This window comes from Pseudoalteromonas sp. APM04, from assembly GCF_022809815.1.
GTDB lineage: Bacteria > Pseudomonadota > Gammaproteobacteria > Enterobacterales > Alteromonadaceae > Pseudoalteromonas > Pseudoalteromonas marina.
This window is the reverse complement of record NZ_CP094441.1, coordinates 1989743-2004742: the sequence shown is the minus strand read 5'-3', so window position 1 is coordinate 2004742 and position 15000 is coordinate 1989743. Positions and strand designations below refer to the sequence as shown.

At 39.0% G+C, this 15000-nt stretch carries 12 protein-coding genes; 6 read left to right on the top strand and 6 right to left on the bottom strand.

Annotated features, from left to right (window positions below; translation table 11 throughout):
- Window positions 1-61 precede the first annotated feature (61 nt).
- The 5 genes from MTP24_RS09325 to MTP24_RS09305 all read right to left on the bottom strand — a co-directional run bounded on the left by MTP24_RS09325 (window position 62) and on the right by MTP24_RS09305 (window position 6014).
- A complete protein-coding gene (locus tag MTP24_RS09325; protein WP_243530811.1) occupies window positions 62-1321 on the bottom strand; it encodes a nitrate- and nitrite sensing domain-containing protein in 1260 nt (419 codons plus the stop codon).
- Between the two features lie 252 nt (window positions 1322-1573).
- Window positions 1574-2443: a uroporphyrinogen-III C-methyltransferase gene (gene cobA / locus MTP24_RS09320; RefSeq protein ID WP_058428763.1), complete on the bottom strand. Its 870-nt coding sequence runs from the start codon at window positions 2441-2443 to the stop codon at window positions 1574-1576.
- Window positions 2444-2453: 10 nt separating this feature from the next.
- On the bottom strand, window positions 2454-2807 hold the full coding sequence (gene nirD / locus MTP24_RS09315) for a nitrite reductase small subunit NirD (RefSeq protein ID WP_039037162.1): 354 nt from the start codon (window positions 2805-2807) through the stop codon (window positions 2454-2456).
- The gene (nirB, locus tag MTP24_RS09310; protein ID WP_243530809.1) at window positions 2794-5367 is read right to left on the bottom strand and encodes a nitrite reductase large subunit NirB; all 2574 of its coding nucleotides are present in this window, start codon (window positions 5365-5367) and stop codon (window positions 2794-2796) included. The genes nirD and nirB overlap by 14 nt, the downstream gene beginning before the upstream one ends.
- Window positions 5368-5777: 410 nt before the next feature.
- A complete protein-coding gene (locus MTP24_RS09305; protein WP_243530807.1) occupies window positions 5778-6014 on the bottom strand; it encodes a hypothetical protein in 237 nt (78 codons plus the stop codon).
- Window positions 6015-6272: 258 nt separating this feature from the next.
- Between MTP24_RS09305 and MTP24_RS09300 the strand changes: the two genes are divergently transcribed.
- From MTP24_RS09300 to MTP24_RS09290, 3 genes are read left to right on the top strand one after another with little or no spacing between them, the layout of a single operon-like run.
- Window positions 6273-8468, top strand: a complete 2196-nt coding sequence (locus MTP24_RS09300; RefSeq protein WP_243530805.1) for an LruC domain-containing protein — start codon at window positions 6273-6275, stop codon at window positions 8466-8468.
- The gene (locus MTP24_RS09295) at window positions 8468-8923 is read left to right on the top strand and encodes a hypothetical protein (RefSeq protein WP_010556335.1); all 456 of its coding nucleotides are present in this window, start codon (window positions 8468-8470) and stop codon (window positions 8921-8923) included. The genes MTP24_RS09300 and MTP24_RS09295 overlap by 1 nt, the downstream gene beginning before the upstream one ends.
- Window positions 8924-8954: 31 nt before the next feature.
- Window positions 8955-9902 carry an endonuclease/exonuclease/phosphatase family protein gene (locus tag MTP24_RS09290; RefSeq protein WP_243530804.1) on the top strand — a complete coding sequence of 316 codons (948 nt, stop codon included), beginning with the start codon at window positions 8955-8957 and terminating at the stop codon, window positions 9900-9902.
- A gap of 58 nt (window positions 9903-9960) precedes the next feature.
- On the opposite strand, the gene MTP24_RS09285 is transcribed toward MTP24_RS09290, so the two are convergent.
- Window positions 9961-10875 (bottom strand): glycosyltransferase family 2 protein, encoded by a 915-nt coding sequence (locus MTP24_RS09285; RefSeq protein ID WP_243530802.1) that lies wholly within the window; start codon window positions 10873-10875, stop codon window positions 9961-9963.
- Window positions 10876-11081: 206 nt separating this feature from the next.
- Here MTP24_RS09285 and MTP24_RS09280 point away from each other — a divergent pair, with 206 nt between their 5' ends.
- Genes MTP24_RS09280 through MTP24_RS09270 form a run of 3 tightly spaced genes read left to right on the top strand, consistent with a single transcriptional unit; the run spans window position 11082 to window position 14999 of the window.
- Window positions 11082-12233, top strand: a complete 1152-nt coding sequence (locus MTP24_RS09280) for a glycosyltransferase (RefSeq protein WP_010556338.1) — start codon at window positions 11082-11084, stop codon at window positions 12231-12233.
- A gap of 8 nt (window positions 12234-12241) precedes the next feature.
- Complete coding sequence (locus MTP24_RS09275) at window positions 12242-13654, top strand: oligosaccharide flippase family protein (protein ID WP_243530800.1); 1413 nt, start codon at window positions 12242-12244, stop codon at window positions 13652-13654.
- Window positions 13647-14999, top strand: a complete 1353-nt coding sequence (locus MTP24_RS09270; RefSeq protein WP_243530798.1) for an O-antigen ligase family protein — start codon at window positions 13647-13649, stop codon at window positions 14997-14999. The genes MTP24_RS09275 and MTP24_RS09270 overlap by 8 nt, the downstream gene beginning before the upstream one ends.
- Window position 15000: the final 1 nt, after the last annotated feature.

Genomic DNA, 15000 nt, shown 5'->3' with positions numbered 1-15000 from the left:
AATAATTTATTTTAAAATTAAAAGGTGACTATGCGTGTTTGGGCTTATTAGCCTGTTATTTTTACTCACACTCACTTAATTCAATTATTTTTTTAGCCACTGCATACAGCGAGCTATGCGATTCCATTGCCTGTTTTTGAAGCTGTTTATGAGCGTGCTCTTCACTTATTTTTAACTGTTCTATTAAAATATATTTAGCTTGATGAATGACTTTTTGTTCGCTTATTAGCTGTTTGGCATCTAATAAAGCTTGGTTTATTTGTTTTATATGTTGTGCTTGCTCAAGTATTAAATCGTACATTGTTTTATTACTACTCAGCTTACTTACCGCCGAATTTGAGGGCTCACCTATTTTAAGAGCGAGTTGTCCATCTGAAACAGGAATATACTCTTGTTCTAGTGAGCTTAATATTTGCTTGTTTGAGTTAAGCTTTCGTTGAGCGCCAGCAATCCGCATCGCTGCGCTATCAATTAAATGGTCGCTAATATTTTGCTCAATTTTATGCATTATATCGATGCGAGTAGTCGTTACCTCATACCACACTTCACTTAACTGAGATAAAGGTTGTGCATTTTGGTCGTCTAGTTTTTGTAGCAGGCTTCTTAGTTGATCAACTTGTTTATTAACCGGGTGTTCTATAAGTGATGAGTAACATTTTAATAAATGATTGTCGGCGTATTCACGAAAGAAGGAAAAACGGTTTTCTTGTTCTTGCATAAAATGAGCAAGTTGCTGTTTTTGTTCGCATGAAAACTTACTTTCGGCAAAGGCTTGAGCGCCACAGGCACGCTCTTGTCCTGCATACTCTTTGCCTTGCATAAAGTTAAAATAAGCCACTAAAAGGCGAATAACTTGCGGATCGTTTGCACCATCGGCTGCTTCTAAAATTATATTTAACAAGCCGGCAATTAGGTTTGTAAATGACTGGGTAGCATGAACGGGTGTAATGTTTTGATTCGCTATTTGATAACGAAGCGAGGGTAATGCGTCGAGTGATTGCAAGCTATGAGAAATTAAATTATACAGCCGCGAATGACCATTTAAGGAGGTGTCGGTAATAAAAGTTGTTTTTAAAGAGTCATAAAAATAACGTTGGGTCGTTTGCGTTACCGTTATTTGCTCTTTAAGCTCGCAATTAAATTGTAGGCTTTTAGATGCTAAAAATATATTGCTCATAGCACGTTCTTTTTGCAATTGATGAACAAAGTCGCCTAATTTTGTTAACGACGCACAGCTATTTTGTAATTGTTTTAGCGCGTCTATTTCTTGATATTTAGCCGCAAGTAAAAATTGTTTTGTGAGAGGGTTTGCTGTTTGCATGGAGTTATTTCCGCACTTTTTTGTTTATGAAGTGCAACCTCTATTCCATATATGTAAAGATTTTATTATTCAAATTAAAATCAATTTAAAACAGCTGCTTGTGTATTACTTTAAACTAATAAAGTAAAAACAGATTTATTTTAGCAACACGAAAAGCCCCTTTTTGGTGCATTAAAAAAGAGTTTTGCCACACGGTGTACCGGTATTAAAAAACGCGCTTATTCCTGGGGAAGAATAAGCGCGGATAGTGCGTTAAGCGTTAACATGTTGCACTAAAAGCGCTGGGTCAATATTCATTGTATGATTAACTACTTCACCAATGATAATGAGCGTTGGCCCCATTAACGTAGCTACTGATTCATTATTCGATATATCGTTAATAGACCCTGTTATTATTTTTTGGTTAGTTGTTGTTGCATTTTCTATTAAGGCAATAGAAGTGTTGTCGGGCCAACCTACTGATTTTAAGCCTTTACATAATTCGTTAAGCCTACTCAGCCCCATGTAAACAACAAGTGTTGGGTTGTTTTTACCTTGCATAAATGTGTAATTTTGCCAATTAGGTAACTTTTTAGGATCGGCAAATTGAGCGGTTAAAAAAGTTACACTGCGAGCTACATCACGAGCAGTTAAGGGAATACCTGTATATGCCGATGCAGCGCAAGCGGTTGTCACACCAGGAACAATTGCAAAACTAATATTATTTTGTGTTAGCGCGTCAGCTTCTTCATTTATACGAGCAAAAATGCTCGGGTCGCCGCCTTTTAAGCGCACTACATTTAACCCTTGTTGAGCATACTTAACTAAAAGATCACAAATATTCGCTTGCGACATAGAGTGTTTACCAGCGCGTTTACCTACGAATACTCGCTGTGCTTTTTTAGGTAATGTGCTTAATAAATCTTCACTTACTAGCCAGTCATACAAAATAATATCGGCAGATTGAATTAATCGCTGAGCTTTAACAGTAATTAGCTCGGCATCGCCTGGGCCCGCACCAATAATATAAACATGGCCATTTTTAGCCTTTTTGTCGGTAAACTTAACCCCATTGGTTAGCTTGTTAATTACCTTGTTTAACCAGATGTTTTCAACACCCGAAAAATAAGAGAGCACACTCATAATTATTCCTCTAAGCTGCAGCTGCTATTGCTTTAGGCTCAGCGTTTATAAATACGTTGCCGTCTTCAATTTTAATATCAAACACGGGGACTTGAATTGACTCATCTTCAAGACATTGGCCTGTTTTTAAACAGAAATGCTGTTTATATAAAGGTGAAGCCACAACAAATTTATTACTGAAAGAGCCAATAATTCCGCGCGATAACACATTAGCTTTACCGATAGGATCATAGTTACCGACTGCGAATAAAGGGCATTCATTTTGTGGTAGGTAAAAAATAGCCACTTGTTGGTTTTTAACTAGTGCGCATACGCCGCTGTTAGCAACAAGGCAATCGGTTGTTCCAATATTATGCCAAGACATCAGCTTGCTCCTCTTGTATTTCTGTTACCGCAATTCGGTTTTGAGTTATCTGTTGTTCGCGTTTTTCAGCGTCTGTGGCTGGGCGAATTTGATTACGTTCTTGCACAAACAAAATGTTGTCATCGGTTTGTGGGCTATTAACAAATTGGCGAAAGCGTTTTGTTGCTTCTGGATTGTCTACTGTTTTTTTCCACTCACATGCGTATGTATTCGCTACCAAATCCATTTGTTCTTCAAGCTCTTGGCAAATACCTAAACTGTCGTCAATCACTACACTTTTGAGATAATCAAGGCCGCCCTCTAAGTTCTCCATCCATACTGAAGTACGCTGTAACTTGTCGGCGGTTTTTATGTAAAACATCAATACACGGTCAATGTATTTTATAAGCGTGGTTGTATCTAAGTCGGTAGCAAATAAGTCAGCATGGCGAGGGCGCATGCCACCGTTACCACACACGTATAAGTTCCAGCCATTTTCAGTTGCTATGATACCAATGTCTTTACTTTGTGCTTCAGCACATTCGCGGGTACAACCTGACACTGCCATTTTAATTTTATGAGGAGAGCGCAATCCTTTATAACGGTTTTCGATATCGATGGCATGACCTACACTGTCTTGTACGCCATAACGACACCATGTACTTCCTACGCACGACTTAACCGTTCTCAGAGATTTACCATAAGCGTGACCTGTCTCAAAGCCAGCATCAATCAGTCTTTCCCAAATAACAGGCAGCTCTTCTAAACGTGCACCAAATAAATCGATGCGTTGTCCGCCAGTCACTTTACAATAAAGATTAAAGTCTTTAGCTACTTGACCGATGACAATGAGTTTGTCGGGTGTAATTTCACCACCAGCAATACGCGGTACAACAGAGTAAGAGCCGTCTTTTTGCATATTGGCAAGGAAGGTGTCGTTTGTATCTTGAAGACCTACATGGGTTGGCTCTAGGATAAAATCGTTCCATGTTGAGGCTAAAATAGAGGCCACTGCGGGTTTACATATTTCACAGCCATGGCCGCTGCCATGTTTAGCTATTAAACCATCAAAAGTTTTGATGCTTTCTACTTTAACCATATGGAGTAACTCTTGACGCGAATACGCGAAGTGCTCACAGAGGTGATTATTTACTTCAACGCCTCGACTTGCCAGTTCGTCGTCAACTACCGATTTAAGTAACGCTGCACAACCACCGCAACCGCTGGCAGCTTTGGTGCATGATTTAACTGAGGCTAAATCGCATGAGCCACCATCAATAGCTCCCACAATGTCGCCTTTACTCACGTTATGACACGAACAAATAGTGGCTGTATCGGGTAGGGCGCTGCCCGCAAGAGAAGGGGCGCCGGCGCTATCTGGTAAAATTAAACATTCAGGGTGCTCTGGTAAGTCCATGTCGTTTAACATGTATTGAATTAGCGTATCGTAATCACTGGTATCGCCAACAAGGACAGCGCCTAAAAGCTTATCGCCAGTTTCATTTAATATAATTTTTTTGTAGCAATCTCTAATTGGATCTTGATAAATGAGCTCTTTGCAGTTGGGCGTTTTTGCATGCGCATCACCAATGGATCCTACTTCTACACCTAGTAGTTTTAATTTAGTGCTCATATCTGCACCTAAAAACTCAAGCTCGCCGCCACTTAGCTGGCTTGCTGCAACGCGAGCCATGTTGTAACCCGGCGCCACTAAGCCAAATAACTTTTTGTCCCATAGGGCACATTCGCCAATAGCCAAAATATCAGGGTCTGATGTTTGGCACTGGTTATTGATGACTATACCGCCACGCTCCCCAAGCTCTAGATCAGCCACTTTACCTAGCTGATCATAAGGACGAATACCGGCAGAGAATAAAATTAAGTCGGTTTCTAAAAAAGTGTCGTCTGAAAAATTTAATCTAAACCGGCTAGTTTCACCTTTAACGATTTCGCTGGTCGCTTTTGATGTATGAACAGTCACACCCAGTTTTTCTATTTTATTTTTTAATAGCGTGCCGCCTTGCTCGTCTAGCTGGACAGCCATAAGCTGCGGCGCAAATTCAACAACATGTGTATCAAGTCCTAATTGTTTAATGGCGTTCGCGGCTTCAAGTCCTAATAAACCACCACCAATTACTACACCACTTTTACTGGCTGCGGCACTGGCTTTTATTTGCTCTAAATCCTCTAGGGTGCGATAAACCAAACAATGTGGTTGATCGTTTCCCTTAATTGGCGGCACAAAAGGGAACGAGCCCGTAGCAAGTACAAGCTTATCGTACGGGTATTGATCGCCTGTTTGAGTATTAACAACTTTGTTTACTCTATCTATGCCTTCAACCCATTGGTTAGTGAATACACTAATATTGAGTTGTTGATAATTTTCTAAAGTTGTTAGCGCTAAATCGTTTGCTGTTTTACCATCAAATACGCTTGATAAATAAACACGGTCGTAAGCTAGATTTGCTTCACCACACAAAACGGTGATGTTTGCGTTAGCATCGCTTTGGCGCATTTTTTCTACAAAATGATGTCCGACCATACCATTGCCAATTATTAGTATTTTTTGCGCGGTTTGCATTAGGCATTCCTTCAGTGACGGTTTAAATTTTACACACAAAAAAGCCCGTCACAATTGTAATTAAATACAATTGTGTACGGGCCTCTTTGCCTCTGGTTGCTTTTTCAACCAATATGTATGCCGTTAATTAACGTGCTTAGTGTTCAATAAAGCAATAACCTAGCCATAAGTTTAAGTTGTTGATTAATAGTGATATTAATGTGCTTTTAGGATTTAGAGATTTAAAAACGAACACTTTAGGTGCAAGGTTAGTACTAATTAGTGCAGTAAAAAATATATTTAATGTTTTGAAAATGAGTGAGAGTTATCCCCATTGTTTTGTTAAATTGTGGGAGATACTCATATGGGTATGTTGCGTGCAACATCCATTTAACCAGTGATAAGCGCTAACGTGTTTTTTAGCTATGTAGTTAACTATTAATGAAAGCGAGCAGAGTAATCATAGTTATATAGAAGCCAACGCCTAGCGCAATAACCGGCACTATTTTTTTGGATTTCCTTTGTTTAAAACTAGCATAATCTTTAAATTCCATTTTATAGCTTCCAAACGTTGTAACTTTTAACAGCATACAACCTGTTGCATAAAACAAGAAACCGAAGGCTGTTTCAATTAAAAGCCATAAAAATATATCTGTAACAATGCTCATTTTTCCCCCTTAATCAAAAAGCTCAGCCAATTAGCGTAAACCAATAATAGTAAAGCATAGTTATTGGTAAAAAATAATACTTAAATTGTAAGTAAACATGCGAGTGTATTCTCTCACATTTTGCAAAATGCAAACTTGCCAATTGCAAACTGCATTAGGATTATACTGAATTTATTTTATTTATAATAAATTCATAAAGTTAAGTTTTGGAATAGACCCTGCAACAGTTTAATCACTTAACTTTTTAAGGGCTAAATTATGAAACTAAATAAACTTGCAACAGCATGCTTAGTTATATTTCCATGCGCTGTGCTCAGTCAACCATTCGAGTCGTGCCCCAGCCAGGCATTTTTAATGCAAGATGCTAACGCGCAACTTTACGGAATAGATTTAGTTTCAGCTAAACCTACCGTTTTGGCATCGCAGCTAACGTTCGCTAACGAATTAAATACTAACAGCGTTAACGCAGTTGGTTTTAATTATAAAGATCAATACATGTACGGTTACAGTAAGCAAACGCCTGGCAGCGTAGTACAGCTTGGCAGCAACTACGAAATGAAACGGCTAACCGTACAAGGTTTACCTGCCACTAATTTTTACGTCGGTGATATACAAGTTGTAGGTGAGGGCAATGACCAACGGGCTACCTATTATGTTTATCATCCTAACTTTGGCCTGTATGGTATTAATTTAGATGGTGATTTAGATGCATCTATTACGGCAAGTTTGTTACCCAATACAAACACTTGGAAATTGTCTATTTATGACTTTGCTTTTCACCCAGCTAGTAACCTTTTATATGCGGTTGAGCCAAATGGCAATTTATACGAAATAGATATTGCAGCAAATACCCATACGTTAATTACTCAAGTTGATGTAGGCGATGATACTGGCGCATTTGGCGCGGCTTATTTTGATGTGAAGGGCCAGTTTTATTTTAGTAACAATAAAAGCGGTAAAATCCATAAAGTTGATTTAAGTGTTAGCCCAGTCGTTGGCTACACCCCGGTGGCAAATGTGTTTACATCGGGGCCTAAATCAAGTCAAAACGACGGTGCGCGCTGTGCCATTGCGGAAGTAAAAGTAACTGATAGCTCAATTGATTTTGGTGACGCGCCAGCGCCTTACAACACAAGCCTTGAGCAAAGTGGCGCAAGGCATTTATTTGACCCGAATAGTACCGGCTCAGATTTAATTTATTTGGGAAGCTCGGTGGATGGTGAAAACATTAATACCAATGCCGATTTACTATTGTCTCCTATTGATGATTCAGACGATGGCGTAAGCTTTGTAACGGCTATTTCGGCAGGGCAAGACTCGCAAATTATTGTTAACGCGTCTACTTCTGGCTTTTTATATGCGTGGTTTGATTGGGACCAAAATGGCCGTTTTACTGAAGACGAAAGAATGGTAACTAAACGCGCCATAAATGAGGGCGATAACAGCATTTTAATCACGGTGCCAAGTAACACCAAAGCGGGCCAAACATGGGCTCGATTCAGAGTCACCGATGGCACAGAAGCGTCGCTTATCACGGCAACAGGCGGTGTACTGGGCGGCGAAGTAGAAGATTACGAAATTACCACTTATGCAAGTGCCGTATACCCTGGCGAAAATGATTGGGTAACCCTTGCTTTTGAGGATAGATGGCCGTTTGCAGGTGATTACGACTTTAATGATCTAGTACTCAATTACAGAACCACACAGCTTATGGAAGGCAGTAATGTGGTTGGCTATAAAATAGATGGTCAACTGATTGGTATTGGAGCTACATACCATAATGGTTTTGCTGTGAGATTAAAAGAAACCGTTAGTAGCAGCACACGTACTATCATGCGAGATGAAGTAGATGAAGATGCAATTAGCTTTATTGTTGACGGGCAACCGCAAACAGCGAGTCCTTTGGAGGCAGGTAGAAACGAAGCTATCCTCATTTTCATGCAAGATACCTGGGCTCACGTTTCAAAAGAGTCGGGCTGTAGTTACTTTAGAACAGAAGATAATTGCGATGAAAACGTAAAAGTTACCTTTAGCATGAGCATTCCTTTAAAAGAACCCAAAGCTAAAAGTGCATCTCCCGGTACGCTACTTGACCCGTTTATTTTTGCAACTAATGGCTTTTACCACGGTGATTTTTTAGTCGGTAAAAACGCCCGAGGATGGGAAGTACACATTAAAAACCAGGCACCAACTGAAGCGTTTGATACATCACTCTACAGCGTTACAAACGCAGATGATGCCAGCGTACAAAGTAATGGTTTGTATTTTCTTAACGAAAACGGTTTACCGTGGGCAATGGAGGTCGGTATGCAATGGCTGCATCCCCTTGAAGGGGTAGACATAACCGACGCTTACGGTAGTTTTGCTGACTTTGCTCAATCATCGGGTAAACAAAAGCCAACGTGGTTTAACGATTACAGTATTAGTAATGTTGTTGTAAGAGGGGAACAGTAATGAAAAAAGCACTATTAATTTTATCACTATCAATAGGGTTAACAGCATGTGGCGGCGGTGGTTCAGAAGAGACAAAAGCACCAGCAGTCGCGACGGTATCTTCTACCTCTACTCCAGCAAATAATCCAACAGGGATTAACGCAATCACTGTTGATAACGAATTTAATTTATCTACTAAGTATTCACTTGATGTTGATGTTGACCTAGGGATGGGCGATGTAAGAGCCTACTTAAATGTGTGCCAAAAAAAGGTGGCATCTCAACGAGCAGATTATAACAACTGTATTTACAGAGGGCCTCTTAGTAATACCGCTCTCGATACGCAATTAGTGTTAAGCAATCAAGATATTGAACTGATTGCTGAAATTTGGTTTTACGATGAGTCGACCGAACCGCTTTTATTCACTTGGCAGTACGAACCCGCTCAAGCACAACAACAGTTTGTTATCAGATAATAGTTATTAAAATGGTTAGGTTTAAAAAGTAATGTCAAATATCCCAGAAAGTAATAATCCGCACTATTTAGTTTTGCGGATTATTTTTATATGTGCAGCAGTCGTATTTATCTTACTCGCGTTTAATCCCTTAACTAGCTTTTATGCCGATGTATTTTCATCTTTACGAATACAGATGTTAATTGCGGCGTTGATGTGCGGGGGCGCACTTATGTTGTTAAAACTGTACAAATTATCTGCAGTGGTGATCCTACTTTGCGCGCTGGGGCTAGGCCCTATTTTGGTGTCTTTTCCCGTAACATCGCCTGTTAATTCAGAGGCTTTATCAATCAAGCAAATTAATGTTAATTATAGTAATAAATACCTTTCAACACATTTACTGAGTTTGCGTGATGAAAATTGGGATGTGCTTATTTTACAGGAATTTAGTGATAAAAATCGCCACCTGTTAACTCAATTTATAACCACTACCGACATGTTTGGCTATGAGGAGGTTGAGGGAATACCCTATGGTATGGTTGTTTTATCGCGAATACCTATGGTTTATAAGCAACAAGTTAAATTAGGTGGCGACAAGTTAGGGTATTTAAAACTTAAGTTTATGGTGGGTAATACGCTGTTGACTACGTTTATTGCGCACCCGCCTTCACCACGCTCTAAACGTCATTGGCAAAATAGAAATACGCTATTGGCGGCATTAAAGCTTTCAACACAAAATGAAAAGGGCGCATGGCTCGTCGCAGGGGATTTAAATGTAGTACCTTGGTCTTCATATTTTGAGTGGCAGCAAGCTCAAACCTGCTTTGGGCAACATCGATACTCAAGCTTTATGCCTTTTAAAAAAGGGCATTCTATTTTGACTGGCTTACCTATAGATCACTGTGTAATGAGCGAACAAGTTTTATTACGAAGCCTAGTGGTCACGGACTTTAAAGGCAGTGATCACAAAATGTTAAGCTATAAAATAAGTCTAAAATAAAAGGCGCTCAATATAATAAGCGCCTTTTTAACCTTAGTGTTTTACATGTATTTTAAATTTATTTAATAGACTGTTTTATGTCATGTACTAAGTGTTGAAGATTTCGCCTATGGGGAAACAATAAAAATGCAGCAGTGGCTAAGCAAAAAGCTTTAAACTTATAACCTATTTCTCGGTAGTATTCGCTATAACATTCGAGCATTCTGGCTCTGGCTTTAAACCGAGAAACCACGCCAATATCGTTTTTACAGCGATCTATTATTATTTGCATCGCAGTTAAACGGTTTTGTCTGTTAGCAGTGATAGAGCCTGCTCTCATTAAATAGCCCATTGATACCTGATTCGTAAAAGCCACATTACCAATACGTGCTAATTTAAGCCAACAATCCCAATCGCTTGCGCTATTGAGTGATTTATCAAACTTACCCACATAACAAATGGCTGATTTTTTCACCACAACAGACGAGGTACCTATAACGTTTGCAAACAGCAGTAAATCCATTGGTGATTTAAGGTTTTGGTAACCCTCAGTGTTCCAATTAATAAATTTTGTAAACTCAGGCCAATAGGAAAAACAATCAATAATGGGTTCGTACTGCTCATTAACATGCATGTAATTGGTAAAGCTCAGCACACAATCACGATTATTTTGCATGTAGGTAACCTGGTTAAATAATTTATCTTCAGTCCAGTAATCGTCAGCATCTAAAAAAGCAATATAGTCGCCTTTGGCAAGTTCAATGGCTTTATTTCTGACACTAACAACCCCGCAGTTTTGCTGCTTTATAACACGCATATTAGGAAGTGATTGTTGTAACTTATTTAACCATTCAACGCTTCCATCAGTTGACCCATCATCAATAATAAGTATTTCACACTCAATATTATGCTGCCTAACAACGCTTGAAATAGCCTTTGCCAAATACTGCTTACAGTTAAAGTTAGGAATAATAACGCTTACCTGAATACTCATAGTACTCACCTTTTGTGTTTTTCATTAACGTTAACTACGCAAGATAAGCGCCAACCGTTAATAGGCATTTACGGGCTGTTTTTTGTTTTATGATTTGCAAATTGCGATAAGCCTTCGCAAATTGACTTTTTATAGGGGGTTTTTAGCGTTTTATGCCGGGCACAGATTTTGCGATGTAACCGTTAAGTTTATTAGGAGTTTTAACTATGAAACATATTGGTATCGTTGTACCTAGCTTTCACATACCTTCAGAAACGTTTGTTGTAACTGAAATTAACGCGCTGGTGAATGCAGGGCATAGAGTGACCGTACTGACGTTTGAAAATTTAAATTACTGTGTTCATTTAAATAAAAATGTGCAGGTGATTGTTATTAAAAAATCAACACCATCGGCAGTTAATACACTACTTAAAAGCCCACTAATGGCGGTAAAAGGCGGTGTTATTGCAAGTCGTTTTAAGTCTATTTCGGTCATGTCTTTAATGGGCTACGGGTTAAATATTGCTGAAATCATTCGTGCAAAAAAAATCTCTCATATCCATTGTCATTTTATGCATGCACCACTGGCTTACTCCATTATCGCTAGCAAAATAGCCGGCGTGAGTGTGTCATCCATTGGCCACGGTCACGATGTTTATGTGAATGATGATGATTTAAAGCTTAAATTATCGTTGTGCGACTTTTCAGTTGCGGTATGTAAAGACATGGCTGTAAAACTCAGTAAATACAGCGCAGGAAAAATACAGCTACTGCATTGTGGTATTGATTTGAGCTTGTTTAATAATAAACCAAATCGATTAACAGAATCGGTTAACCTTATTTTTGTTGGTCGGTTAATTGAAAAAAAGGGATTACAATTTTTACTTCCGGCAATCAAAAAAATTAGCAAAAAACATTCAATCACACTAGATATAGTAGGCGATGGCCCTTTACTAAATGACCTAAAATATTTTTGCGAACAGCTAGGCATTACGAATGAGGTCAACTTTTTAGGCTCGAAAAGTCCACAGTGGTTAGCAATAAACACCAGCAATTATTCGGCTTTAATTGCGCCGTTTTGCGTGTCTAAAAATGGCGACCGGGACACGGGGCCGGTTGTACTTAAAGAAGCCATGGCCAGCGGTATACCTGTTTTAACTACTGAGCTAATGGGTGCAAAAGAAATTGTAAATGACGATGTTGGCGCTAAATGTGCGCCTTCAAGCATTACTGGTATTGAGCAAATGCTTAATGACTTTTGTGCACTAACGCCTTACCAGCGCTACGAAAAAGGGCTAAATGCAAAAAGGTTAGCGACAAAACGCTTTAATGCAAATTCGCAAGCCAAAAAGTTATCTCACTGGGTTCAAGGGATATAGGTGTTGTTATGAATGGGATTAAGCAAATTGCATACTTTGGTATATCCACTTTATTTCTTAAAGTATTAGGGTTTGCTTTATTACCTATAACTACGCGTATTTTAAGCCAGGCAGAATTTGGTGAGCTAAATTTTTTGGTGTCTATTTCGGCGGTTATGTCGTTGTTATTGTGTTTAGGTTTACCCGATTTATTGTTCAAGCAACAAATGAACAACCCACGACATAAACGTGCCTTATTCAGAGATGCATTACTGGTGTGTGCCATTGTTAGTGGTGTATTTGTGTGCTTGGTTTTTTACTGTATTGATTATTTAAGCGCGTTATTACCGGTAACACTAAATACACTAGATATTAAACTGTTGGCTATTAACTTAGCGCTCTCGTCTCTACTTTCTATTTTATTTTGTTATTTTAGATATTACGAAATGGCAAAACAATTTTGTATATTAGCTGTGCTTCAAGGTATGGGGCAAACACTTCTAACCGTTGTTTTACTTTACTTAGGCCATGGTGTTACTGGGGTAATGGCATCGGGAGTGGTGTCGAGCGCTTTAGTGTTATGCATTGCTCTAGTTTTGGTATTGAAGCCGCTGGGTATCAGTTTTAAACGTGTTTCATGGAAAATAAGTTATAAAAACGGACTTTTTTTAATCAGTATTGTTACCTCGTCTTTATTTGTGTATGCAAATAATGGGGCCGAAAATTGGTTTATAGTTGCCAGTGAGGGCAAAGAAAAACTGGCTCAATATTATGTCGCTTTACAGTTTGCCGTTATGACCTCGTTCGCTTTTGAACCTATTAGAATGTGGTGGTTCTCACGTCGTTTTGATGAATTGGCTAAAAACCGAGAACGTTATGTCGAGCTGTGCACGCTGTGTTTAGATTCGGCCATTTTACTTTGCGCGTTAATGCTTATCATCACCCCGTCTATTTTTAGTTTAGTGTTACCACAAAATTATCAGTTGCATACTTGGTTGTTACCAAGCCTTATTTTTATTGTGGTTATTAAGCACCATAGTGATTTACTCAATATAGGGTGTTACATCCATTACAATGGTGCGTTTGTTACTGTGGTTAATGCAGTTAGCGCATTCGCTGTGCTGGCTTTGTTAGCCGTTTTAGTTCCTCGGTATAACGTATATGGCGTAGTGGTTGCACTTTGCATTGCGCAGTTAATTAAAACCAGTTTACTTATTGTTATTAGCCAACAATTAGAAAGTTTAACGTTTAGTGTTACCCGTTTGCTGCCCAGCTGGGTGTGTTTTTCTTTAATATACTTTTTAAGCATTACACAAACTGCCTATTTTGAGCTTATTCAATGCATTGTTTTTATCTGCTTTTTAATTGCTTTGTTTTATAAATACAAACCCGCAATTCTAGCACTGACCCAGCAAACAATGCGGGGTAAAGTGTATGATTAGTTGGTATAAAAAATATTGTTTGATGATCAACGGGTTATTTGTAATGACATTAACATTAATGCTTTATATGCGCTTTGGTCCCATTGCAGCCTTTGCTTTATTATTGTTACCTTTTGCAGGGTTTTTAGCCGTTAAAATAAGCACGGTATTTATTATTCTTTTTATACTGTTTAGCTACTTTAGGCTACATGAAGTCTTTGTTGTATTAATGCCCCTTAAAATTCCTAAAATGTTGGCCTTAGCTTCATTACTGGCTATTGCATGGCATTTATTCATTTCAAAATCGTTAAAACCTCATTGGAGTTCAACACACTTAGTGTTTGTAATTTGGTTTGTTTGGCTCACCGTTTGCGTATTTAGTGCCTCCAACAAAGGTATGGCCATAGAGTATTGGACTGGTGTGCTAGTGAAGGTTTTCATTATGGTATTTGCCATTAGCTGGTGGTTAACCCGATTTTCGCATTTTAGTTTAGTACGAATGGGCATAATGATTTCGGGTATTTCGGTGGCGTTGGTTGCACTAAGTAACAAAATGAATGGTATTGGCTTAGTTGAGGGCACGCGTGTCACTATTTCTCGTGAGTACCGCTCGCAATTAGGAGACCCTAACGATCTATCGTTAGTGTTGATGTTTCCGGTGTCTTTTTTGGCTGCAGAGCTGTTTGATAAAGGTGCGAATAAATATCGTCGTTTATTTGCAGCCGTAGGGTTGTTGTTAGCTATTTCTGGCGTAATAGCTACACAAAGCCGAGGCGGCTTACTGGGAATTGCTGCTATTTTAAGTTTCTTTTTATATCAAAAAGTAAAAAATCCTTTAGTAGTCGGGCTGTGCGCAGCTGTTGCCATGCTAGCAATGATGGTGTTTGCAGGTATTGGTGATAGGCAAAGTGGAGGCGCAGCAGAAGACGGGGTTGATGCGTCTGCAATGGGGCGAATATACGCATGGCAAGCGGCAATTAATATGGCGCTTTCTAATCCGCTAACGGGTGTGGGAGTCGATAACTTTTACGTAAATTATTATTTTTACAGTCCGCATTGGGATGGCAAGAATCATGCAGTACACAGTACATGGTTTCAGGTGTTAGGCGAAACAGGCTTTGTAGGTATAGGTATATTTGTATTATTAATTGCCAGTATATATCGCAGCCTATCACGCGTTTATTGCATCAATGCACTTAACCCTAACGACCAAGTTGCAGTGAATGCAAATGCATTAAAAGCAGGTTTAATAGGCTTTATGGTTGCAGGTACTTTCCTAACACAGGCTTTTACTTGGCCGCTTTACATTATTTTAGCGCTAACAATCGCACTCGAAAAAATCACTGTTGAGAGCAATAAGGAATAAA